Origin of the sequence: Streptomyces sp. NBC_00466, from assembly GCF_041433995.1 — a bacterium.
Classification (GTDB): Bacteria; Actinomycetota; Actinomycetes; order Streptomycetales; family Streptomycetaceae; genus Streptomyces.
The window spans coordinates 2058151-2082089 of the sequence record NZ_CP107896.1 but is presented as its reverse complement, the minus strand read 5'-3'; the positions used below and the strand labels follow the sequence as shown (position 1 = coordinate 2082089).

The window sequence follows — 23939 nt, the reverse complement described above, 5'->3', positions numbered from 1 at the left end:
CTTGCACAAGAAGGGGGCGGCAAGGCTTGCTGTCACGCTCGACTCCGCAGTCCCGGCGCGGGTGGTGGGACCGCGCGGACCGACCGGTTGGAACCGACTCCGCCGGTCCGTTCCGGTTTCGGGGTTCCCACCGGCGGTGCTGCGATACTGCCCGCATGGTGAACCGCCTGGCCGATGCCATGTCCCCGTACCTGTTGCAGCACGCCGACAACCCCGTCGACTGGTGGCCCTGGTCGCCCGAGGCGTTCGAGGAAGCCAGAAGGCGGAACGTTCCGGTGCTGCTCAGCGTCGGCTATGCCGCATGCCACTGGTGCCACGTCATGGCGCACGAGTCCTTCGAGGACGACGGGACCGCCGCGTACCTCAACGAGCACTTCGTCCCGGTCAAGGTCGACCGGGAGGAGCGCCCGGACATCGACGCCGTCTATATGGAGGCCGTCCAGGCCGCCACCGGACAGGGCGGCTGGCCGATGACCGTGTTCCTCGACGCCGAGGCCAAGCCCTTCTACTTCGGTACGTACTTCCCGCCCGAGCCCCGGCACGGTATGCCCTCCTTCCGGCAGGTGCTCGAAGGCGTCACAGGTGCCTGGACCGACCGGCGCGGCGAGGTGGACGAGGTCGCCGCCAAGGTGGTGGAGGATCTGGCCGGCCGCTCCCTCACCCACGCAGCGGCAGGTCCGCCCGGTGCGGACGACCTCGCGCGGGCGCTGCTCGCGCTGACCCGCGAATACGACGCCAAGAACGCCGGGTTCGGCGGGGCGCCCAAGTTCCCGCCGTCCATGGCCGTCGAGTTCCTGCTGCGCCATCACGCCCGTACCGGCTCGGACGGCGCGCTCCAGATGGCCGCCGACACCTGCGGGGCGATGGCACGCGGCGGGATGTACGACCAGCTGGGCGGCGGGTTCGCGCGGTACTCCGTGGACCGGGAGTGGAGAGTGCCCCACTTCGAGAAGATGCTCTATGACAACGCCCTGCTGTGCCGGGTGTACGCGCACCTCTGGCGGGCCACCGGATCGGATCTGGCGCGCCGGGTGGCCCTGGAGACCGCGGACTTCATCGCCACCGAACTGCGCACCCCCGAGGGTGGGTTCGCCTCCGCGCTGGACGCCGACAGCGCGGACGCGGACGGCCGGCACGTCGAGGGTGCCTACTACGTCTGGACCCCGGCCCAGCTGCGTGAGGCGCTGGGCGAGCAGGACGGTGAGCGGGCCGCGCGGCTGTACGGGGTCACCGAGGAGGGCACGTTCGAGGAGGGCGCTTCCGTCCTCCAGCTGCCGGGCGACGACGTTCCCGCCGAGCTGCGCGAGCGGCTGCTGGCCGCGCGGAGACTGCGCCCCCGGCCGGGCCGGGACGACAAGGTCGTCGCGGCGTGGAACGGCCTGGCCGTCGCGGCCCTCGCCGAGACCGGTGCCTACTTCGACCGCCCCGACCTGGTCGAGCGCGCCACCGAGGCAGCCGACCTGCTGGTGCGGCTGCACATGGACGACGGCGCCCGGCTCACCCGTACGTCCAGGGACGGCCGCGCCGGCGCCAACTCCGGTGTCCTGGAGGACTACGCCGATGTCGCCGAGGGGTTCCTCGCGCTCGCCGGGGTCACCGGGGAAGGCGTCTGGCTGGAGTTCGCGGGGTTCCTGCTCGATCTCGTACTCGACCAGTTCACCGGTCCGGACGGCACGCTCTACGACACCGCGCACGACGCCGAGCCGCTGATCCGCCGCCCCCAGGACCCGACGGACAGCGCGACCCCTTCGGGCTGGACCGCCGCCGCCGGAGCGCTGCTCTCGTACGCCGCGCACACCGGCTCCGAGGCCCATCGCACCGCCGCCGAACGGGCGCTCGGTGTGGTGAAGGCGCTTGGTCCGCGGGCGCCGCGCTTCATCGGCTGGGGGCTGGCGGTGGCCGAAGCCGCCCTCGACGGGCCGCGCGAGGTGGCGGTCGTGGGACCCGCCGGTGACGCCGGTACGTCGGCCCTGCACCGCACCGCCCTGCTGTCCACCGCCCCGGGCGCGGTGGTCGCCGCGGGGGAGAGCGGCAGCGACGAGTTCCCGCTCCTCGTGGACCGGCCGCTGATCGACGGGCGCGCCGCCGCGTACGTCTGCCGGAACTTCACCTGCAGCGCGCCGACGCCCGATCCGGCTGTGCTGGCCGGGCAGTTGGGCGGGGTGCGGCGGGACGCGTAACGACAACTGTGGCCGGGACCCGTCCCCTTCGGAGCGAAGGGGGCAGGTCCCGGCCACTGGTGTGTGCGGTGCGGGCCGTCAGTAGGCGACCAGTGAGATCGCCACGTACTGCGTGATGAACGCGGCCAGCGTCAGCGAGTGGAACACCTCGTGGAAACCGAACCAGCGCGGTGACGGGTCCGGGCGCTTGAGTGCGTAGATCACGCCGCCCGCGCTGTAGAGCAGCCCGCCGACGATGACGCAGACGAGGACGGCCACCCCGCCCGCCCGCATGAAGTCGGGCAGGAAGAAGACCGCGGCCCAGCCCATCGCGATGTAGCAGGGCGTGTACAGCCAGCGCGGGGCGCCGACCCAGAAGACCCGGAAGGCTATTCCGGCGAGCGCCGCGCCCCAGACCGCCCAGAGCAGCGGCGTCGCCGTCGACCCGGGCAGCAGGAGCAGCGTCAGCGGTGTGTAGGTGCCCGCGATGATCAGGAAGATGTTCGCGTGGTCGAGCCTGCGCAGGACGGCCTCGCCGGTGCGGCCCCAGGTGCCGCGGTGGTAGACCGCGCTCACCCCGAAGAGCATGCAGGCGGTGAGGATGTAGATCGCGCAGGCGACGCGGGCGCGGGTGGAGTCGGCGAGGGCCACGAGCACGAGCCCCGCGACGATCACCGCAGGGAACATCCCGGCATGCAGCCAGCCGCGCAGCAGCGGTTTCACCGGCTGGATGTTCTCCGGGGGTGCGGTCGCTTCTGGGGCGGCGGGAGTCATGTGTCGATGCTACCTACGTACCCGTAGGTTCCCGGGCGCGCGGTGGGCCGGGCTCGTGATGGCGAGGGTGGCGGGGGTGGCGAGGGGACGGCAGGAGCGGCGAGCGCGGTGGAGAGAGTGGCGACGCTCACGTGAGAGACCCCCTGGACAGATGGGCGGAATGCGCGGATCATCAGATGAGTGCGAGCGGCACCGGATGAGCGGCTACGAAGCATCCGGGCCGTAGCCCCCAAGGGGCAAACAACCCTCAGCCCATCAAATACGTGCATTGGAGCAATCGTGGCGCGCGACATCGCGGCTCCCTCTGTCCTTCCGACCCAGCACCAGGAACTGATCTCGTGGGTGAACGAGATCGCCGAGCTGACGCAACCGGACAGTGTGGTCTGGTGTGACGGATCCGAAGCCGAGTACGAGCGCCTGGCCGGCGAACTCGTGGCCAAGGGGACGTTCAAGAAACTCGACCCGATCAAGCGCCCGAACTCCTACTACGCCGCATCCGACCCGTCGGACGTCGCGCGCGTCGAGGACCGTACGTTCATCTGCTCCGCCAAGGAGGAGGACGCCGGCCCGACGAACCGCTGGAAGGCTCCCGCGGAGATGCGTGAGATCTTCTCCGGCTCCGGCGGCCAGGGCGGTGTGTTCCGCGGCTCGATGCGCGGCCGCACGATGTACGTCGTGCCGTTCTGCATGGGCCCGGTCGGCTCGCCGCTCTCCGCGATCGGTGTGGAGATCACCGACTCCGCGTACGTCGCCGTCTCGATGCGCACGATGACGCGCATGGGCCAGGAAGTCCTGGACGAGCTCGGCTCCGACGGCTTCTTCGTGAAGGCCGTCCACACCCTGGGCGCCCCGCTCGCCGAGGGCGAGGCCGACGTCCCGTGGCCGTGCAACTCCACCAAGTACATCTCGCACTTCCCCGAGGACCGGGAGATCTGGTCGTACGGCTCCGGGTACGGCGGCAACGCCCTGCTCGGCAAGAAGTGCTACGCGCTGCGCATCGCGTCCGTGATGGCGCGGGACGAGGGCTGGCTGGCCGAGCACATGCTCGTACTGAAGCTGACTCCGCCGCGCGGTGAGTCGAAGTACGTTGCCGCTGCGTTCCCTTCGGCCTGCGGCAAGACGAACCTGGCCATGCTGGAGCCGACGATCTCCGGCTGGACCGTGGAGACCATCGGCGACGACATCGCCTGGATGCGCTTCGGCGAGGACGGCCAGCTGTACGCGATCAACCCGGAGGCCGGTTTCTTCGGAGTCGCGCCCGGCACGGGTGAGCGGACCAACGCCAACGCCATGAAGACGCTGTGGGGCAACTCCGTCTTCACCAACGTCGCGCTGACCGACGACGGCGACGTCTGGTGGGAGGGCATGACCGAGGACACGCCCGCGCACCTCACGGACTGGAAGGGCAACGACTGGACGCCCGAGTCCGGCACCCCCGCCGCCCACCCCAACGCCCGCTTCACCACCCCGGCCGGGCAGTGCCCGATCATCGCGCCCGAGTGGGAGGACCCGAAGGGCGTGCCGATCTCGGCGATCCTCTTCGGTGGCCGCCGCGCGTCGGCGGTTCCGCTGGTCACCGAGTCCTTCGACTGGAACCACGGCGTCTTCCTCGGTGCGAACGTCGCGTCCGAGAAGACGGCCGCAGCCGAGGGCAAGGTCGGCGAGCTGCGCCGCGACCCGTTCGCCATGCTGCCGTTCTGCGGCTACAACATGGGCGACTACATGGGTCACTGGGTCAAGGTCGGTGCTGACAAGGACCAGGCGAAGCTCCCGAAGATCTACTACGTCAACTGGTTCCGCAAGAACGAAGCGGGCAAGTTCGTCTGGCCCGGATTCGGCGAGAACAGCCGGGTCCTGAAGTGGATCGTCGAGCGCCTGGAGGGCAAGGGCGAGGGCGTCGAGACCCCCATCGGCGTCCTGCCGGCCAAGGGCGCGCTCGACACCGAGGGCCTGGACCTCTCGGAAGCCGACATGGACTTCCTGCTCACGGTGGACAAGGACGTCTGGCGTGAGGAGGCGGCGCTGATCCCCGAGCACCTCAACACGTTCGGCGACCACGCGCCGAAGGAACTGTGGGACGAGTACCGGTCGCTGGTGAAGCGCCTGGGCTGATCCCGGCGGGCTCCGTCCGGAGCCCGGCTCAAGCCGCGCGGCGGGTCCACCCGACATCCGCCCTGACCTGTGGGGTCATCCCAGGCCTGCCGCGTACGGCCCGGCCCCCGAAGCCAGATCTGGCTTCGGGGGCCGGGCCATTTTGGCTGCGCGCCGGGAGCGGGGTGCGCGGGGTGGGTTGATGCGGGGTGGGTTGATGGCGCCCGGTCCGCGCGCCTCCGCGGCCCGCGAACCGGGGCCGGTCAGTGGGCGCCGGCGAGGTGCCGTGCTGCCAGGTGGGCGTCCATCCGCTCCGCCGAGAGGATCGCCACCGCGGTGTCCGCGCGGGAGGCCGCCACCAGAAGGGCGCGGCCCGCGAGGTGGTGGGCCCGAGCGTGCAGGTCGGCGGGGGAGGCGTTGCTGAGGCCCGCGTGCCGGGTGGGCGGGGCGCCGCGCAACCTGGCCACCTGCTCCGCGATGCGGTCGCCTTCGGCCGCCAGGCCCAGCTCGTCCGTCACCGCGAGGAGCGCGGCCAGATGGCCCGCGAGCTGGATGTCCAGTTCCTCGTCGCGGCTGCGGCGGGGGTAGCCGGTGGCTGCGGACTCCTCGGCCACCGTGTGGACCGACTTGGTGCGGATCGGTTCGTACATGGGATGGCCTCCTCCTCGCGGGCAGAGCTCCATCCTAGCGTCCTACATTAGATTCTGTCTAAAGTTGAGCCGGGTCGCGACGTGCTCATGGCGTGAACTCACCCGAACCCCTGCCGATCCGGCCTCGGTCCGACACGGAACCGGCCTCGGTCCGCCTTCCGAAGGGCGCCGGCTACCGCTGGGAGTAGCCGTCCAGGAAGGTCCCGATCCGCGTCACCGCGTCCTCCAGCTCCTTGGCCGTGGGCAGCGTCACGATGCGGAAGTGGTCCGGCTCCGGCCAGTTGAACCCCGTGCCGTGCACCACCATGATCTTCTCGGCGCGCAGCAGGTCGAGGACCATCTGACGGTCGTCCTTCACCTTGTAGACCTTCGGGTCCAGGCGCGGGAAGAGGTACAGCGCCCCCTTGGGCTTGACGCAGGTCACCCCGGGGATCTGCGTCAGCAGCTCGTACGCCGTGTCGCGCTGCTCCAGGATGCGCCCGCCCGGCAGCACCAGGTCCTCGATCGACTGCCGGCCGCCGAGCGCCGTGGCCACCGCGTGCTGCGACGGCATGTTGGCGCAGAGTCGCATGTTCGCCAGGATCGTCAGGCCCTCGATGTACGAGGAGGCGTGCGCCTTCGGCCCGCACACCGCCATCCAGCCGGAGCGGAACCCGGCCACCCGGTAGTTCTTGGAGAGGCCGTTGAAGGTCAGGACCATCACATCGGGGGCGATGGCCGCCGTCGGGGTGTGTGTGGCGCCGTCGTAGAGGATCCGGTCGTAGATCTCGTCCGAGCAGATGGTCAGGGAGTGGCGGCGGGCGATGTCCGCTATGCCGCGCAGCAGCTCGTCGTCGTACACCGCGCCCGTCGGGTTGTTCGGGTTGATGATCACGATCGCCTTGGTGCGGTCGGTGACCTTCCGCTCGATGTCGGCGAGGTCCGGCATCCAGTCCGCCTGCTCGTCGCAGCGGTAGTGCACGGCCGTGCCGCCCGCCAGCGAGACCGACGCGGTCCACAGCGGATAGTCCGGGGCGGGTACGAGCACCTCGTCGCCGTCGTCGAGCAGCGCCTGCATCGACATCTGGATCAGCTCGGAGACGCCGTTGCCGAGGTAGATGTCCTCGACGCCCAGCTCGATGCCCTTGGTCTGGTAGTGCTGCATCACCGCGCGGCGGGCGGACAGCAGCCCCTTGGCGTCGCCGTAGCCGTGCGCGTCGCCGAGGTTGCGGAGCATGTCCTCCAGGATTTCCGGCGGGCACTCGAAACCGAAGGCGGCCGGGTTGCCGGTGTTGAGTTTGAGGATGCGGTGACCTGCTGCCTCCAGCCGCATTGCCTCGTCGAGCACCGGACCCCGGATCTCGTAACAGACGTTGGCGAGCTTCGTTGACTGGATCACCTGCATGTCCGCAACCTTACGGTGACATAACGGCGACGGCCTGGTGTTTTCCCCCACAGGGGGGACCGGCGGACGGAAGCGGCCCGCCCTGCCGGGGGGAGGCAGGGCGGGCCGCTTGTCCGGTGGGGCCCCTCGGGCCCGGGTGGTGGTGGCCTCCGAGGCGCGGGCGGTGATGGCTTCTCAGGCCCGGCCGGGTGTACGGCGGACCGAGCGCCCCGCGAGCACATCCGTGCGCCGGCCGTCCTCGATCACGAACCGGCCGTCGATCAGGACATGCGGGATACCGGTCGGCAGGGCGCGCGGGACCTCGAACGTGGAGCCCGCCGCGACCGTCTCCGGGTCGAAGAGCACCAGGTCGGCGCGGTAGCCCTCGCGGACCAGGCCGCGGTCGGGCAGCCGCAGCCGGGCCGCCGGGCGGGAGGTGAGGTGCGCCACGCACTCCTCCAGGGAGAGCACGCCCAGCTCCCGCACGTACCGGCCCAGGTACTGCGGGAAGGTGCCGTACGCGCGCGGGTGCGGCTTGTCGCCCTGGAGGATCCCGTCGCTGCCGCCGGTGTGCACCCGGTGGCGCATGATCAGCCGGACGTTCTCCTCGTGGCCGACGTGCTGCAGGATCGTCGAACCGAGCCGGTCCTCGATCAGCAGCCGCCGGGCCGTCACCCACGGCTCCTCGCCGCGCTCGCGCGCACTGGCCGCGACGGACCGGCCGACATAGGCGCTCAGCGCGGGGTCGGACACCCCGGAGATCTCGATGGCGTCCCACTCGATGGGCACCCCGTGGCAGCCGTCGGCGCCCTCGACCTCCATGACCTGGCGGATCTTCCGGGCCGTCTCCTCGTCCCTGAGCCGCCCCATGATCGCGTCGGGACCGCCCTCGCTCGCCCAGCTGGGGAGCATGGCGACGAGCGTCGTGCAGCCCGGGGTGTACGGGTAGGTGTCGAGGGAGATGTCCGCGCCGCCGTCCAGCGCCTCGTCGAGCAGGGCGAGCAACTCGGGCGCCTTCCCCTTGTTCACGCCGAAGTTCATGGTGGCGTGGGCGAGGTGGAGCGCGCAGCCCGCGGCCCGGGTGAGGCCGACCATCTCCTGGTACGCCTGGAGCGCGCCGGCGCCGTAACTGCGGTGGTGCGGGCAGTAGTAGCCGCCGTAGGAGGCCACCACCCGGCACAGCTCGGTGAGTTCGGCGTCGTCCGCGTACATGCCCGGCGTGTAGGTGAGCCCCGACGACATGCCGACGGCGCCCTGCGCCATGCCCTCGGCCACCAGCTGCTTCATCCGCTCGGTCTCGGCCGGGGTGGCGGGCCGGTCGTCCCAGCCCATCGCGTACATCCGCAGGGTGCCCTGCGGGATCAGATACGCCGCGTTCACCGCGATGCCCCGGTCGAGCCGGTCCAGATAGCCGCCGACGGTGTGCCAGTCGAAGTCGATGTCCGAACCGTCGCCGTTCCACCCGGTGATGGCCCGGCGGACCTCGGCGCGGGTGCGGTCGTCGACCGGCGCGTACGACAGGCCGTCCTGGCCGAGCACTTCCAGCGTCACGCCCTGCGCGGCCTTCGCCTCGTGGCCGGGGTCGCGCAGCAGCGCCAGGTCGGAGTGGGCGTGCATGTCGATGAAGCCGGGCGACAGGGCGAGCCCGTGCGCCTCGACCACCCTTGGCGCGCTGGGCCGTTGGCCGGATCCCTCGCGGACGATGGATGTGATGCGGCCGCCGTCGACGGCTACGTCGGCGCGGTACGAGGCGCCGCCGGTTCCGTCCACGACCCGGACGTCGCGGATGACGAGATCCATGACTCTTGCTCCCTTGCCCTGTGCTGCCTGATCCCCCTGCGGTCCGCTCAGAAATACGTACGGATGTAGTCCGTGACCGTGCCGTCCGCCGCGACGAGCGGGATCAGCTGCCACTTGTCGAAGGAGGTGCAGGGGTGCGAGAGCCCGAGCCCCACCCAGTCGCCGACCTCCAGCCGCGCCTCATCAGTGGTGCGCAGCCAGCCGTGCTGGTCGGAGAGGCCGGTGAGGGTGATGCCGGTGGCGGGGCGTACCTCGCCGGTGCGCGCGTCGCGGACGGCCTGTGCCTGCGGCAGGTCGAGGTCGTACGCCGCGTCCCGCTTGCCCGCGTTGACGAACGCCTGCTCACCGGTGGGCCGCGAGACGACCTGCGCCCAGAGCCGGAAGGCCGGCTGGAGCGCGCCCTCGGACGGCACCCGGTTGAAGGGCGTCAGATGCTTGTAGTGGCCGTCGTCGTGCGAGACGTAGGCGCCGGAGCGCAGCAGCTTCAGTACGGGGGCGGAGAGCGCGGGGACCTCGGCGAAGACGTCGGCCACCGCGTCGAACCAGGCGCTGCCGCCCGCGCTCAGCACGATCTCGTCCAGGCCCGCGAAGCGGCCCGCCCGGTCGAAGCCGGCGGCCAGCGCCACCAGTTCGCGCAGCCAGGCGTGCACTCGCTCACTGTCGGCCTCGGGCACCTCGCCCTCGTATCCGGCGACGCCCACCAGGCGCAGTGTGTCCGTCGCGGCCACCGCGTCGGCGACGGCCGCGCACTCGGCCGGGGTCCGTACGCCGGTCCTGGCGCCGTCGCCGGCGCCCAGCTCCACGACCACGTCGAGCGGGCGGACGGAGCCGCGCAGCGCCTCGTCCATCAGCTCGACACCGCGTACGGAGTCGACGTAGCAGACGAAGCGGAAGGAGGGGTCGGCGGCCAGTTCGGCGGCGATCCACCGCAGCGCGGGGGCGTCCACGATCTCGTTGGCCACGAAGATCCGCGACACCCCGAAGGCGCGGGCGACCCGTACCTGGTGCGGGACGGCGAGGGTGATGCCCCACGCGCCGTGCTCGGCCTGCCGGTCGAAGAGCTGCGGGGCCATCGACGTCTTGCCGTGCGGGGCGAAGGCGAGGCCGTGCCGTGTGGAGTACGTCTCCATGAGGGCGAGGTTGTGCTCGACCGACTCGGCCGAGAGCGCGAGCACGGGGGTGGTGAAGCCGCCGGTGAAGAGGTTGCGGCGCTCGGCTGCCAGGGCTGCGACCGTCATCCCGTCGGCGCCGGGCGGCAGCCCCTTGAAGCGGTGGTCGACCACTTCCGCGCCGATGGTCTCGCGTGCGTCCGCCGCGCTCGCCCTGCCCGCCGTACCTGCCGCGCCCGCCATGGAACCTCCCAGAGAGTGTGCGTTGCATCATGTGCAACGCTCATTGCGCATATCGCTCACCGCTGTCTAACATCCGAGCCATCGCCGGGTCAACGGAGCCCCCGGCCACCCACCACCGAGGAGCGAGAGCGATCGTGACCGCCCAGCACACCCCAGTGCCCCCAGTGGACGTCGTCTGTCTCGGCGAGTCCATGGTCACCTTCCTGCCCTCCCGGCCCGGCCGACTCGCCGACGTCCCCTCCTTCGACCGGGGCATCGGCGGCGCCGAGTCCAACGTGGCGTGCGCGCTGGCCGCCGCCGGGCACTCCACGCGGTGGATCAGCCGGGTCGGCGCCGACGGCTTCGGCGACCACCTGACCGAGACCGTCGGTGCGTACGGGGTCGACACCTCGGCCGTCCAGCGCGACCCGGACCGGCCCACCGGTGTTTACTTCCGTACCGCCGACGACCGTGACGCCGACCACCACGAGGTCGTCTACTACCGGGCCGGGTCCGCCGCCAGCGCGATGGCGCCCGGTGTGCCGGCCCGCGCCGAGCTGTGGTCCGGGCAGGTGCTCCACCTCTCCGGGATCACGGCCGCGCTCTCGCCCGGCTGCCTGGCCCTGATGCGCGGCCTGACCGCGCCCGCGCCGGGCCGCCCGCTGGTCTCCTTCGACGTGAACTTCCGGCCGGGGCTCTGGCGCGACGCGGCCGGGACCGGTCCCCGGGTGCTGCTGGAACTGGCGCGCGGGGCGGACGTGGTGTTCGTCGGCGAGGACGAGGCGGAGGCCGCCTGGGACGTACGGGGCGCGGCCGCGGTCCGGGCCGCGCTGCCGGAGCCCGCGGTGCTGGTCGTGAAGCGGGGCGCCGCGGGGGCCACGGTCTTCGCCGGGGGTCCGCAGGGGGACACCGTCACCACCGTCCCCGCGCTGCGCGTCGACGTCGTGGCCCCCGTGGGCGCGGGCGACGCCTTCGCCGCCGGGTTCCTCTCCGGCACCCTCCGCGGCCTCCCGGTCCGGGACCGGGTCCGGCACGGCCACCTGATGGCCGCCGCCGCCCTCACCGTCCACGGCGACCTGGCCGACCCGCCGTCCCGTGAACTGGCCGACCGCCTCACGGCTCTCGACGACACCGCCTGGGGCACACTTCGGATCGGCCCCGGCTGGACCGAGACCGTGTCCGACGTGACCGGAGCCGAAGAGGAGGTACGTACGCCATGAGCCAGACCGTCGACCGGGCGCTCTCCATCCTGCCGCTGCTCGCCCGGGGACCCGCCGACCTCGGCCAGGTCTCGGAGAGCCTCGGCGTCCATAAGTCGACCGCGCTGCGGCTGCTGCGTACCCTCCACGAGCACGGACTCGTCTACCGCCAGCAGGACCAGCGCTACCGCCTGGGCACCCGCCTCTTCGCGCTCGCCCAGGAAGCCGTCGAGAACCTCGACGTACGGGAGATCGCCCACCCCCATCTGGCCAGGCTCAACGAGGAGTGCGGGCACACCGTGCACCTCGCGGTGTACGAGGAGAACGAGGTCCTCTACATCGACAAGGTCGAGAGCCGCTACCCGGTCCGGATGTACTCGCGGATCGGCAGGCCCGTGGCGATCACCGTGGCGGCCGTCGCCAAGCTGCTGCTCGCCGACCTCCCCGAGCCGGAGCGGCGCAGCGTCGCCGAACGGCTCGACTACCCCACCTACACGGCCCGTTCGACACCGAACGCCGGCGCCTTCCTCAAGGAACTGGCCACGGTGCGCGAACAGGGCTGGGCCACCGACCTCGGTGGCCACGAGGAGTCCATCAACTGCGTCGGAGCCCCCATCCGGGGCGTGGACGGCCGGGTTGTCGCCGCCATGTCGATGTCGGCGCCCAATGTGGTCGTGACCGCAGAGGAACTCCTCACCCTGCTCCCGCTGGTGCGCCGCACGGCCGACGCCATCAGCGGCGAGTACGCGGGCACCGCACCGCACCCGAAGACCGTCCCCCCGCAGCACCCCCCGAAGGAAGCAAAGGCATGACCGAGAAGACCGCACTCACCCCCGCCACCCACACCACGCCGCCCGCGAAGTTCTCGCACGGCGTCCGCAAGGGCAACATCCTCCAGGTCGCAGGACAGGTCGGCTTCCTGCCGGCCGTCGAGGGCCAGGCGCCCACCCCGGCGGGCCCGACCCTGCGCGAGCAGACCCTCCAGACCTTCGCCAACGTCAAGGCGATCCTGGAGGAGGGCGGCGCGACCTGGGACGACGTGATGATGATGCGCGTCTACCTCACGGACGTCGCGCACTTCGCCGAGCTGAACGAGATCTACAACGCGTACTTCGAGGAGCAGGGGCTGACCCAGCCCGCCTCGGCCCGTACGACCGTCTACGTCGGCCTGCCGCCCGGCCTGCTCATCGAGATCGACGCGCTCGCCGTACTCGGCTGACACCGCCGTACCCACAAACCCGGCACGGCGCCCCTTCCCCCCTCCGGGGCGCCGTGCCGCGCTCCACCCTGCTCCGCCGCACCCCTGTGAATTGACGTCCCTCTGCCCTGAAGTCCCCGAGGAAACAACGGAGTTCCCCCATGTACTTCGCCGCTGACACCCCCGCAGCGCCACCACCCCACACCGGCGGACTGCTCGCCGTCGTCGGCGGCACCACCGGTCTGCTGACCGTCGCCGTCCTGGGCATAGCACTGCTCCTCTTCCTGATCATCAAGGTCAGGCTGCAGCCGTTCGTCGCGCTGCTCGGTGTCTCCATAGCCGTCGGCCTCGGTGCCGGACTCTCCGTCACCGAACTCTTCGGCACCGTCCAGAAGTCGTCGTCGGTCTCGATGATCGAGTCGGGCATGGGCGGCATCCTCGGGCACATCGCGATCATCATCGGCCTCGGTACGATGCTCGGCTCGATCCTTGAGGTCTCGGGCGGCGCGGAAGTACTGAGCGCCCGGCTGCTGAAGCTCTTCGGTGAGAAGCGCGCCCCGCTCGCGATGGGTCTCACCGGCCTCATCTTCGGCATCCCGATCTTCTTCGACGTCGGCATCTTCGTCCTCGCGCCGATCGTCTACGCGGCCGCCAAGCGGTCCGGCAAGTCCGTCGTCCTGTACGCGATGCCGCTGCTCGCGGGGCTGTCGATGACCCACGCGTTCCTGCCGCCGCACCCCGGCCCGGTCGCTGCCGCCGCGCTCTTCCACGTCTCGCTCGGCTGGGTCATCCTGATCGGCGCCGCCTGCGGTATCCCCGCCGTGCTGGCCGCCTGGGTGTACGCGGCGTGGATCGGCAAGCGCCTCTTCGTCCCCGTCCCGCAGGACATGGTCGAGGCCGCCGAGGAGGCCAAGGCGGCGGTCGTCGCCGAGCAGCAGGCCCTGGGCGTCGAGCCGCAGGAGAAGCCGGTCCCGCTGGGCACGGTCCTCGCGATCATCGGGACCCCGCTGATCCTGATCCTGCTGGCGACGTTCTCCTCGATCGCCCTGGACCCCTCGACGCTCCGCTCGGTCCTGGAGTTCTTCGGCCACCCCTTCGTCGCCCTGACGATCGCGCTGTTCCTCTCGTACTACCTGCTGGGCATCCGCCGCGGCTGGACGCGCAAGTCCCTGGAGGCGGTCTCGACCGCCTCGCTCAAGCCGGTCGGCAACATCCTGCTGGTGGTCGGCGCCGGCGGCATCTTCGGCGCGGTCCTCAGCGGCAGCGGCATCGCGGGCGCACTGTCCAAGACCTTCAACGACGTGGGTCTGCCCGTCATCGTGCTGGCGTACCTGATCTCGCTGGTGCTGCGAGTGGCCCAGGGCAGCGCGACGGTGGCGATCGTGACCACGGCGGGCATCGTCCTGCCCCTGGTCGACGGCCAGCACCTCTCGCAGCCGCACCTCGCCCTGATCATCATGGCCATCTCGGCCGGCTCGATCTTCGCCTCGCACGTCAACGACGGCGGCTTCTGGATGGTCGCCAAGTACTTCGGCATCTCGGAACGCGACACGCTGAAGTCCTGGACGGTACTGGAATCGGTCCTGTCGGTGGCGGGCTTCGTGGTCGCCGCGGTGCTCAGCCTGGTGATCTAGTCGGCTGACGCTTCAAGGCCCCGTTCTCCAGCGGCTGTTGGTCCGCCGGCGCGGCGAGCCGGAAAACCGCTTCCGGCTCGCCGCGCCGGCCTGACAGGATGCCACGATGAAACTCGACCAGGCCCTGGTGGACGCCGCGATCGCGCAGATGGACCGCCGCTGGCCCGGGCGCGAGGACGCCGGAGCGGCCGCCGTCTACCTCGACGACGGCCGGATCCTCACCAGCGTCTGCTTCGACAACCTCAACGCGGGTGTGACGCTCTGCCATGAGGTCGGGGCGTACTGCCAGGCGTACACCCTGGACCGGAAGGTCACGGCGTCGGTGTGCGTCAACCGGATCGCCGGCCGGCTCGTCATCCTGGCGCCGTGCGGGATCTGCCAGGAGCGGCTCGCCCTCTGGGGGCCCGGTGTCGAGGTCGCGGTCCCCGCTCCCGGCGCCCCGGGCGGCTGGCAGGCGCGCACCCTCGCCGAGGTCAACCCGTACTACTGGGGCCGTGAGTTCGCCGACGGCGGTGGCTGGCCGTCGGCCGAGGTGCACACCGGGTGACACCCCGGGCCTGATCCCGGCAGCCCGGCCCGCCCTATGCCATCTGGCGCCGCACCAGTTCGTGCAGGCGGCCGTCCGTGTCCGCCAGGAGTTGGGCCGGTGGGCCCTGCTGGACTATCCGGCCGTCCGCCATGACCACGACCCGGTCCGCGTCCATGACCGTCGACAGGCGGTGCGCGATGACGATCCGGGTCGCGTTCAGTGCGCGGGTGCTGTCGATGACGGTGCGCTGGGTCTCGTTGTCGAGCGCGCTCGTGGCCTCGTCGAAGAACAGGATGCGGGGGCGCCGGATCAGCGCCTGCGCGATCATGAGGCGCTGGCGCTGTCCGCCCGAGATCGCGCCGCCGCCGGCGATCATCGTGTGCAGCCCCATCGGCATCTGCTTGATGTCGTCGGCCAGACCCGCCATCGCCGCCGCCTCCCACGCCTCCTCCTGCGTGAACACCTCCGCACCGCAGATGCAGTCCAGTATCGAACCGGTCAGGGGCTGCGCGTTCTGCAGCACGACCCCGCACTGCCGGCGCACCGCCGCCTGGTCGAGCGCCGTGAGGTCCTGGCCGTCGTACAGCACACCGCCCGTGACCGGCCGGTCGAAGCCGATGAGGAGGCGCAGGAGCGTCGACTTGCCGCAGCCGCTCGGGCCGACCACCGCCACGAACTCGCCCGGCCGGACGGCCAGCGACACGTCGTCCAGGACCAGCGGGCCGTCGTCGGTGTACCGGAAGGACACCCCGCGCGCCTCGATCTCGCCCGTCAGGGCGCCGGGCTGGGTGCTGGCGGCGCGTACCTCGGGCGCCTCGTCGAGCACCGGCTTGATCTGCTCGAACATCGGAAGGACCGCCGCCGCCGAGAGGGCCGCGCCGGTGAGCTGCGTGACCGCGGTGAGCAGCATCGTCACCGCGGTGCTGAACGTGAGGAAGTCGCCCGCCGACATGCTGCCCCGCGCGGGGCCCGCGAGCAGCATGAACATCACCAGGGAGCACAGCGGCAGATAGACGGAGTTGAGGACCGTGGTGAGGTTCTTGACGCGTCCCGCGCGCCGCTGGAGCTCCCGGCTGCGCGCGAACTCCCCTGCCCACGCGGCATACGCGAAGCTCTCCGCACCCGCGACGCGCAGCTTCGGCAGCCCGCGCAGCGTCTGGAACGCCTGGTTGTTGAGTTTGTTGCCGAGCACCACGAGCCGCCGCTGCCAGCGCAGTTCCCACAGGCCGAGAGCGAGGAAGACGGCCGCGATCACCGCCAGCATGCCGAGGGCGGCCAGGGCCAGGGGCACGCTGTAGCAGAGCAGCAGGACGAGGTTCAGTACGCCGACCGTGCCCGACTGCACCACCACAGGGCCCACACCCGACAGGAGCCGGCGGATCGAGCTGATGCCCATCGCCGCACTGGCCAGCTCGCCCGTGGAGCGCGAGGCGAAGAAGCGCGTCGGCAGCCGCAGCAGCCGGTCCCACACGGCCGGTTGCAGCGCGCCCTCGATCCGGCCCTCCATCCGCAGGACCGTCAGGTTCTGCAGCAGCATGAACGCCGCCGACACGATGCTCGTCACCATCACCGCGACGGACACCTGGACGATCAGGTCCGACTCGGCGTTCGGCACGTACTCGCCGAGTACCCGCCCGGTCGCGACCGGCACCAGGGCGCCGATCGCGACCGTCACCAGGCCCGCTCCGATCAGGTTCCGCAGGTCGGCGCGGGTGCCGCGCGCACTGAACCGCAGCAGCCGCAGCGGGCTGAGCGGCCGGTCGGGCAGCGGCCGGTACAGCATCACGGCCCGCGGCTCGAACTCCTCCGCGTTGTCCTCGTCGACACGGGTGGGCCGTCCGCTGGAGGGATGCACGGCCTCGTAACCGCCGCGCCGCCACAGCAGCGCGACCGGGGCGCCCGACGCGGCCCGGTGTCCCACCAGGGGGCCGGTGTTCTCGCGCCACCAGCGGCCGTCGAGGCGGACGGCCCGGCTGCGGATCCGCGAGGCGACCGCGATCTGCTCGACCGGGTCGATCCGGTCGCTCACGGCGCCGATCCGGGCGAGCTCGGTGAGCGTGATCCCGGCCGCGTCGGCGACCAGCTTGCACGCGGCGTACGTCGCGTCGTCACCGTAACCGGCGGACGTACGCCGTGAACTCCCCCTGCCCTGGCTGCCGATGGACGCCAGGAGCGTCCGGTCCGCGTTCTCGCGTACGGTCTCGCCCGCCTTGATACCGGCCGCCGTACGGGTCTCGTGCGCGCTCTCCAGACGCTCGATCCACCGGTCGAGTGCCGAGAGCAGCCGGAACTGCTGGTTGACCATGCGCTGCCACATCGACCCGTCGACCAGCAGGTCGCCCGCCGCGTCCGCGCTGTACGACGCCCCGTACTGCACGCTGCCCGGCATGACCGGCAGCCACAGGATGTCGTCGTCGCCCACCGAGTCGTCGCCTGCGGTCCTGCCGTCGAGCGGAGCCTCGAACAGCACCCGCTGACTGCGGCCGACGCCCAGCGCGAAGGCGTGCTCCAGGAGGCTCAGGGCCGAGTCCTGGGTGTCGTACTGGCTGAGGTACTGCTGGTCGTACGCCCAGGAGCCGTCACCGTGGTCGGGGACCTGCAGTTCCCGCAGCGCGATTCGGCGCAGCTCGCAGCCCTGCAACGGCCGCCCCACCAGTGTGTGCTGCGGGCCCTCGACCGGACCGAGCAGCAGCGTCCCCGCTTCGAGCCGGCCCAGGAAGTGCCAGTGCCCCTGCGCGACGGTGTCCACCGCGAACAGGTCGAGCGCGCCCCCGACGACGAGCCACAGGACCTGCGGCCCCTCCAGCGGCAGGCTGCGCACGCCGGTGCAGTCCACCGGCACGCCCAGCGCGCCGAACGCGGCGGTCACCTGGTCGCCCGCGGTGTGCTCCTGGTGCGGGTACGTCACGTCAGTGCTCCCTGACCAGTTCGGCGTACGGCCCCCCGGCGGCGACCAGCTCCTCGTGGCGGCCGCGCTCCACGATCTGGCCGTGGTCGAGGACCACGATCTCGTCGCTGTCGCGGACCGTGCTGAGGCGGTGCGCGATCACCACGCAGGCACAGCCGCGGCGCCGCAGATTGTCGATGATGAGCTGCTCGGTCTCGGCGTCCAGGGCGCTGGTCACCTCGTCGAGCACGAGGACGCTCGGCCGCCGGACCAGGGCCCGCGCGATTTCGAGCCGCTGGCGCTGCCCGCCGGAGAAGTTCCGTCCGTCCTGCTCGACACGGCCCTGGATGGAGCCGGGCCTGCGCGCCACGACGTCGTACAGCGCCGCGTCCTTGAGCGCGTCGACGACCGCCTCGTCCGGGATCGACGGATCCCACAGGGCGACGTTGTCACGGACCGTGCCCTCGAAGAGGAACACGTCCTGGTCGACGAACGACACGGACGCCGTCAGCGCGCCCCGCGGGATGTCCTCAAGACGCTGCCCGTCGATCCGGATCGTGCCCTCCCACGGGCTGTACAGACCGGAGATCAGCCGCGACACCGTCGACTTGCCGCTGCCCGAGCCGCCCACGAGGGCGACCTGCTGCCCCGGCCCGACCGTCAGCGAGAAGCCCGTCAGAAGCGGCTTGTCGAGCGGGCTGTAGCCGAACGTGATGTCATCGAGCGTGACGTGCCCCTTCAGGCGCCGCGTGCTCGGGGCCGTTTCGGAGCGGGCGTACAGGGAGTCGACGGGGAAGCTCTCGACGTCCTTCAGCCGTGTCACGTCGGCGGCGAAGTCCTGGATGCGGCCCGCGACGCCGTTGAGGCGGGTGACCGGCGCGGTGAAGCGGACCACGAGCGCCTGGAACGCCACCAGGAGCCCCACCGACAGATGCCCCTCGACCGCGCGCAGACCGCCGATCCACAGGATCAGCGCGCTGTTCAGCGTGGCCAGGGTCGGCGCCACGATGCCCAGCCACGCGCTCGGCACCCCGAGGCGCTGCTGCTCCTCGAGGGTGGTGGCGTGCTGCCCGGCCCAGCGCCGGAAGTAGCCGTTCTCGCCGCCCGTCGCCTTCATCGTCTCGATCAGCTGAAGGCCCGTGTACGAGGTGTTGGTGAGCCGCGCCGTGTCCGCGCGCAGCTTCTGCGTCCGCGTGGCGCGCAGCCGGATCACGATCCGCATCGCGACGACGTTCCCGAGCGCGATGCCCACGCCGACGAGCGTCAGCTGAGGGTCGTACGTCCACAGCAGCGCCGCGTACAGCAGCACCACCACACCGTCGACCCCGGCGGCGGTCAGATCGCGCGCGAGGGTCTCGGCGACCGCGTCGTTCGACTGGAGACGCTGCACCAGGTCGGCCGGGCTGCGCTGCGCGAAGAACGTCACGGGAAGCCGCAGCAGATGACCCAGGAAGCGTGCGCTGCTGAGCGTCGACGCGATGATGCGCCCGTGCAGCAGGTTCGCCTGCTGGAGCCAGGTGAGGACGGCGGTGAGCGCCACCATCGTGGCCATCGACGCGAACAGCGCACCGAGGAGCGACGTCTGATGGCCGAGCAGGAACATGTCGATGTACGTACGGCTGAGCGCGGGCAGCGCCGCGCCGGTCGCGACCAGGAGCAGGCTGGCGAGGAGCGCGGCGAGCATGGTGCCCGTGGTGCCGCGCAGCCGCGCGGGCAGCGCCCTCAGGACACCCGGCCTGCGGCCGCCCTCGCGGAAGCCCTCGCCCGGTTCGAGGACGAGGACGACGCCGGTGAAACTGGTGTCGAAGTCCTCGGCGGGCACGAACCTGCGGCCCTTGTCCGGGTCGTTGATGTGCATGCCGCGCCGGCCGAAGCGCCGGCCCATGCCGTCGTAGACGACGTAGTGGTTGAACTCCCAGAAGAGGATCGCGGGCGCCTTGACCTCGGCGAGGGCGGCCGGCTCCATCTGCATGCCCCTGGCGGTCAGGCCGTAACTGCGCGCCGCCTTCAGGAGGCTGCTGGCCCGCGAGCCGTCGCGCGAGACGCCGCAGGCGATGCGGAGCTCTTCGAGGGGGACGTGGCGGCCGTGGTGGGCGAGGATCATGGCCAGGGACGCGGCACCGCACTCGACGGCCTCCATCTGGAGGACGGTGGGTGTGCGTACGGTCCGGTGGCGGCGGCGCGGCGCGGGCGCGGGGCGTGCCTTGCGGCGGCCGTGGCCGGCCGGCGGCAGTTGCTGCTGGGTGGCGGGGGAGGGGCTCACGGAAGCAGCCAATCGATCGGGTGCTGCCCGGCCAGGTGCACGGCGCCGGAGGCCGGGGTCATGGAGTCGAGCGCGTACGGCGGTCCGCCCGCGGACGACCACGCGTAACCCGACTTCGTGGCGGAGGACTTGACGAGCTTCACGAGGACCGCGACCGTCGGGCCGCCCTTCGCGAACTCCCCGGCCAGCTGTTTGTCGCCGAGGAAACCGGCTATCTGCTGCTGGGTCTGCGCGCCGTGCCCGACCGCCTGTACGCGCCCGCGCAGCATCCCGTACTGCTGGGACGGCGCCGACTGGACGGTGAGATCGACGTCCGCGCCGACCGGTACGGTCCCCGCGCTGTCCGCCGGGACGTAGACCATGGCGAGCAGGGGGTCCCCGGCGCTGCGGGTCTTCTCCACGGTGGCGACATCCGCGCCGGTGGTGACGACCGTGCCGATCCCGGCCGAGAGCGTGGTGACGCGGCCCGCGTCGATGGCGCGGACGAGCCGGTCGCCTTGTGCTGTACGGACCTTGAGGACCGGTGCGCCGGCGGGCAGGCGCTGCCCTTCCCTGGCGAGCACGCCCGTGACCTGACCGGTGACGGGGCTCTGGAGGACGTAACTGCCCTGCGCGTGCGTCAGGATGCCGGGTGCGCGCAGTGTCGACGACACCGAACCGGTCACCGCCCACACGGAGGCGGCTGCCATCACCACGACCGTGACCACCAGGGCGAGCAGCCCCTGCGGTCTGGCGAGACGCACGGGAAGGTCGAGTTCCTCGGGCGACTGCAGCTTGGACAGGGCCTGTTGGCGGAACTGCACGACGTTCTTCCCTTACGTTGCGGAGCCGGCGGGCCGACAGGCGCGACTTCGCGCACACGGCCTGGAGCGCCGTCGGGCCCCGGAACCGGGGGGAGGTTCCGGGGCCCGTGTGGAGCTGTGGCTCAGGCGCCGGCGATGAGGCCGGTGACCGTGCCGGTGACAGCGCCGGTGTTGACACCGGTCAGGCCCGCGACCGTGCCGGCGACGCCGCCGACGAGGCCCGAGACCGGGGCGATGGAGTCGGCCGTGCCGGTCACGTTGCTGACGAGGCCACCGACGAGACCGCCGGAGACGTTGTCGAGGTCGGCGTCGGAGATCTCAAGGGTCTGAACCTGGGGGACGGAGTTCATGATGTGAGCGGCCTTTCTCAGGGGTAATTCGACATTGCGGGAACCAGTGGTGCAACTCCCGCAGTGCGGAGGATCAAAGCACGATGACGCCTCGCACATCCACTCGGAGCATCCCCGGTCAGGGGCTGTGTGGTCACAGAATTGCGAGGGAGTGCAGGTCTGTTCACGAAGCCGGGACAGCCCCTTCACGGGATCCAAAGGTTCGCATTACCCGGCGCACTGTGAATTTCGCCAAAGTGGACACTCCTGCATTAATGACCAACGTCAATTCTGCGGGTTGTGCCTGTTCTCGGGACACCGTGACCGGCCTGCGCAGTCGGTGTGCAGGTTCACTGGAGGGGCTCAGGGGCCAGGTGTGACGGCGGTGGCCCCCGGTACCCCCGGGAGGGGTGCCCTTCCCCGTGACCCCCTCTTGCGTTAAGAATGCGCATGTCAAACCGGAAGAACTTCGGTCACAGAGGGGACCCCCCACATGAAGAAGCCTCTCGTCGGCGCTCTGCTCGCTCTTTTCCTCATGGGCGCGGCAGCGACACCCGCGGTGGCGGCCACCAGCCGTCCCACGGTCAAAGCGGCCGACTTCGCGGGAACGGTGGCGCTGAGCAACTGCTCGGGCTCCGTCGTCCGCGTGCCGGACTCCCAGCCGGACGATCCCGCGCTGGTGCTCTCCAACGGCCACTGCCTGGAAACCGGCTTCCCGGCCGCCGGCCAGGTCATCACCGACCAGCCGTCCAGCCGTACCTTCTCGCTGCTCAACGCGGCCGGCAGTTCGGTCGCCACGCTCAAGGCGAGCAAGGTGGCGTACGCGACGATGACCGACACGGACATCTCGCTGTACCAACTCACTTCCACGTACGCACAGATCCAGAGCAAGTACGGCATCTCGGCGCTGGAGCTCAACGCCGCCCATCCCACGCAGGGCACGGCGATCAGCGTGGTCTCCGGGTACTGGAAGAAGATCTACAGCTGCAACGTGGACGGTTTCGTCTACCGCCTCAAGGAGGGCGACTGGACCTGGAAGGACTCGCTCCGCTACACCTCGGCCTGCGACACCATCGGGGGCACCTCGGGATCGCCGGTGGTCGACACCGCGACCGGCAAGGTCGTCGCCGTCAACAACACGGGCAATGAGGACGGCGAGCGCTGCACGGAGAACAACCCGTGCGAGGTGGACGAGAACGGCAACGTCACCATCCACCAGGGCATCAACTACGCCGAGGAGACGTACGGGATCGTGCCGTGCGTCGGCACCGGCAACAAGATCGACCTGAGCCGCTCGGGCTGCGCCCTGCCCAAGCCGTAGCGACCGGAGGAGAGTACGACGGCGCCCGCCGGGAGACCGGCGGGCGCCGTCGTGCGTCCCGGTCCGGTCATACTGGGCGGTGAACCGAGGAGCAGGAGGCCCCGCACATGGCATGGACCGGGCAGCAGGGCGGCGCGTCGCCGGGACCGTACCCGCCTCCGCCCCACCAGCCTCCGTCCCACCAGCCTCCGCCCCAGCCCCAGCAGGCTTTCGGGCCGCCGCCCCCGCACTTGTACGCTCCGGCGCCGCCCCCGGCGCAGCAGCAGCCCTACGGCCCCGCTTCCTTCGCGGGCGGACCCGACTTCCTGGCGACGGACCGGCACAACGCGGTAGTGGTCGACAGTGAAGGGGTCTCCTTCGAACGGAACGGCCGGACGGCCGACTTCGGCTGGAGCCATATCCGGTCGGTGCCGTACAAGGGGTCCTACGGGGGCACCACCCTCATGGTGGCGGTGGTGCTCGGCGACGGCATGTTCTACGAGTGCGCGGTGGAGGCCCGCAACAGCGCCAAGCTCCAGCAGTGGTTCGCGGAGCTGGCTCCGGTGCTCGGGTACTACCTCGGCGGGCGCCCGCGGTAGCCGCCCGGCCGCGTGCCGCCCCGGCCGCGTGCAGTCCCTCCGCGACGGGACCACGCACGGCGGCAGCGCCGCCGGGGGAGCGGCGGCGCTGCCGTGCTGGGTGCAGCCGTTGCTACAGGCTGTGGACGTGCGGTCCGACCGCGCCGGACCAGGCGTTGCCGGCCGTGGCGTCCCAGTTGGTGGACCAGGTCATCGCGCCGCGCAGGCCGGGATAGGTCTTCGAGGGCTTGAACGAGCCGCAGTTGCTGCCCTTGGTGAGGCAGTCGAGCGCGTTGTTGACGACGCTCGGTGCGACATAGCCGCTGCCTGCCGCACTCGACGACGCGGGGACGCCGAGGCCGACCTGCGAGGGGTCGAGGCCGCCCTCCAGCTGGATGCAGGCGAGCGCGGTGAGGAAGTCCACCGAGCCCTGCGAGTAGACCTTGCCGTCGCAGCCGAGCATGGAACCGCTGTTGTAGTACTGCATATTGACGACGGTCAGGATGTCTTTGATGGCGAGCGCCGTCTTGAAGTACTCGTTCGACGTCGACTGCATGTCGATGGTCTGCGGGGCCATGGTCACGACCAGACCCGAACCGGCCTTCGAGGCGAGCGACTTGAGGGCCTGCGACATATAGGTGGAGTTCAGGCCGTTCTCCAGGTCGATGTCGACGCCGTTGAAGCCGTACTCCTGCATCAGCGCGTAGACGGAGTTGGCGAAGTTGTCGGCCGATGCCGAGTCGCTGACCGAGACGGTGCCGTTCTGGCCGCCGATCGAGATGACGACGGACTTGCCCGCCGCCTGCTTGGCCTTGATGTCGGCCTTGAACTGGTCGGGGGTGTAGCCGCCGAGCCCGGCGGAGTCCAGGTTGAAGGTGACGGCGCCCGGTGAGCTTCCGGTGTCGGCGAAGGCGACCGCGATGATGTCGTAGTCCGCCGGTACGTCGCTGAGCTTCTGGACTGCGGCGCCGTTGTTGAAGTTCTGCCAGTAGCCGGTGACCGCGTGGGCGGGCGGGGCTGCCGTGGCGACTCTCGAAGCCGTGCTGGCCGT

Annotated in this window: 18 protein-coding genes and 1 pseudogene; 9 read left to right on the top strand and 10 right to left on the bottom strand. The window is 71.1% G+C overall.

Going from position 1 to position 23939, the window contains the following annotated elements:
- The first annotated feature begins 155 nt into the window (after window positions 1-155).
- Complete coding sequence (locus OG210_RS09035) at window positions 156-2180, top strand: thioredoxin domain-containing protein (protein WP_371535698.1); 2025 nt, start codon at window positions 156-158, stop codon at window positions 2178-2180.
- A gap of 78 nt (window positions 2181-2258) precedes the next feature.
- Here OG210_RS09035 and OG210_RS09030 read toward each other — a convergent pair whose 3' ends face one another.
- Window positions 2259-2933, bottom strand: a complete 675-nt coding sequence (locus OG210_RS09030; protein ID WP_328330700.1) for a hemolysin III family protein — start codon at window positions 2931-2933, stop codon at window positions 2259-2261.
- Window positions 2934-3212: 279 nt separating this feature from the next.
- Here OG210_RS09030 and OG210_RS09025 point away from each other — a divergent pair, with 279 nt between their 5' ends.
- Window positions 3213-5045: a phosphoenolpyruvate carboxykinase (GTP) gene (locus OG210_RS09025; protein ID WP_328330702.1), complete on the top strand. Its 1833-nt coding sequence runs from the start codon at window positions 3213-3215 to the stop codon at window positions 5043-5045.
- A 242-nt stretch (window positions 5046-5287) separates the two neighbouring features.
- Here OG210_RS09025 and OG210_RS09020 read toward each other — a convergent pair whose 3' ends face one another.
- The 4 genes from OG210_RS09020 to OG210_RS09005 all read right to left on the bottom strand — a co-directional run bounded on the left by OG210_RS09020 (window position 5288) and on the right by OG210_RS09005 (window position 10189).
- The gene (locus OG210_RS09020; protein WP_328330704.1) at window positions 5288-5674 is read right to left on the bottom strand and encodes a hypothetical protein; all 387 of its coding nucleotides are present in this window, start codon (window positions 5672-5674) and stop codon (window positions 5288-5290) included.
- Window positions 5675-5846: 172 nt separating this feature from the next.
- Window positions 5847-7058, bottom strand: coding sequence for a pyridoxal phosphate-dependent aminotransferase (locus OG210_RS09015; protein WP_328330706.1), 1212 nt, complete (start codon window positions 7056-7058; stop codon window positions 5847-5849).
- A gap of 174 nt (window positions 7059-7232) precedes the next feature.
- Window positions 7233-8837 carry a D-aminoacylase gene (locus tag OG210_RS09010; protein WP_328330708.1) on the bottom strand — a complete coding sequence of 535 codons (1605 nt, stop codon included), beginning with the start codon at window positions 8835-8837 and terminating at the stop codon, window positions 7233-7235.
- Window positions 8838-8884: 47 nt separating this feature from the next.
- The gene (locus OG210_RS09005) at window positions 8885-10189 is read right to left on the bottom strand and encodes an amino acid deaminase (protein WP_328330710.1); all 1305 of its coding nucleotides are present in this window, start codon (window positions 10187-10189) and stop codon (window positions 8885-8887) included.
- Window positions 10190-10323: 134 nt separating this feature from the next.
- On the opposite strand from OG210_RS09005, the gene OG210_RS09000 reads away from it, so the two are divergent.
- The 5 genes from OG210_RS09000 (at window position 10324) to OG210_RS08980 (ending at window position 14746) form a co-directional block, all read left to right on the top strand.
- Window positions 10324-11388: a sugar kinase gene (locus OG210_RS09000; protein WP_328330712.1), complete on the top strand. Its 1065-nt coding sequence runs from the start codon at window positions 10324-10326 to the stop codon at window positions 11386-11388.
- Window positions 11385-12179 (top strand): IclR family transcriptional regulator, encoded by a 795-nt coding sequence (locus OG210_RS08995; protein ID WP_328330714.1) that lies wholly within the window; start codon window positions 11385-11387, stop codon window positions 12177-12179. Before OG210_RS09000 ends, OG210_RS08995 begins: the two co-directional genes overlap by 4 nt.
- Entirely contained in the window at window positions 12176-12586 is a 411-nt protein-coding gene (locus OG210_RS08990) for a RidA family protein (protein ID WP_266853723.1), read from the top strand. Before OG210_RS08995 ends, OG210_RS08990 begins: the two co-directional genes overlap by 4 nt.
- A 140-nt stretch (window positions 12587-12726) precedes the next feature.
- The gene (locus OG210_RS08985) at window positions 12727-14199 is read left to right on the top strand and encodes a gluconate:H+ symporter (RefSeq protein ID WP_328330716.1); all 1473 of its coding nucleotides are present in this window, start codon (window positions 12727-12729) and stop codon (window positions 14197-14199) included.
- 106 nt (window positions 14200-14305) lie between these two features.
- Window positions 14306-14746, top strand: coding sequence for a cytidine deaminase (locus OG210_RS08980; RefSeq protein WP_328330718.1), 441 nt, complete (start codon window positions 14306-14308; stop codon window positions 14744-14746).
- 34 nt (window positions 14747-14780) lie between these two features.
- On the opposite strand, the gene OG210_RS08975 is transcribed toward OG210_RS08980, so the two are convergent.
- The 4 genes from OG210_RS08975 to OG210_RS08960 all read right to left on the bottom strand — a co-directional run bounded on the left by OG210_RS08975 (window position 14781) and on the right by OG210_RS08960 (window position 21031).
- Window positions 14781-17636: an NHLP bacteriocin export ABC transporter permease/ATPase subunit gene (locus OG210_RS08975; RefSeq protein ID WP_328330720.1), complete on the bottom strand. Its 2856-nt coding sequence runs from the start codon at window positions 17634-17636 to the stop codon at window positions 14781-14783.
- A gap of 1 nt (window position 17637) precedes the next feature.
- Window positions 17638-19878, bottom strand: a complete 2241-nt coding sequence (locus OG210_RS08970; protein ID WP_328330722.1) for an NHLP family bacteriocin export ABC transporter peptidase/permease/ATPase subunit — start codon at window positions 19876-19878, stop codon at window positions 17638-17640.
- Complete coding sequence (locus OG210_RS08965) at window positions 19875-20681, bottom strand: HlyD family efflux transporter periplasmic adaptor subunit (RefSeq protein ID WP_328330724.1); 807 nt, start codon at window positions 20679-20681, stop codon at window positions 19875-19877. The genes OG210_RS08970 and OG210_RS08965 overlap by 4 nt, the downstream gene beginning before the upstream one ends.
- 122 nt (window positions 20682-20803) lie before the next feature.
- Window positions 20804-21031, bottom strand: a complete 228-nt coding sequence (locus OG210_RS08960) for a type A2 lantipeptide (RefSeq protein WP_266853715.1) — start codon at window positions 21029-21031, stop codon at window positions 20804-20806.
- A 472-nt stretch (window positions 21032-21503) separates the two neighbouring features.
- Here OG210_RS08960 and OG210_RS08955 point away from each other — a divergent pair, with 472 nt between their 5' ends.
- Together OG210_RS08955 and OG210_RS08950 are read left to right on the top strand one after the other, a co-directional pair.
- A complete protein-coding gene (locus tag OG210_RS08955) occupies window positions 21504-22331 on the top strand; it encodes a serine protease (protein WP_328330731.1) in 828 nt (275 codons plus the stop codon).
- 107 nt (window positions 22332-22438) lie between these two features.
- A complete protein-coding gene (locus OG210_RS08950; protein ID WP_371535685.1) occupies window positions 22439-22909 on the top strand; it encodes a hypothetical protein in 471 nt (156 codons plus the stop codon).
- A 112-nt stretch (window positions 22910-23021) separates the two neighbouring features.
- Here the strand turns inward: OG210_RS08950 and OG210_RS08945 are convergent.
- A pseudogene (locus OG210_RS08945) lies at window positions 23022-23903 on the bottom strand (chitinase); the annotation flags it as partial.
- Window positions 23904-23939 lie beyond the last annotated feature (36 nt).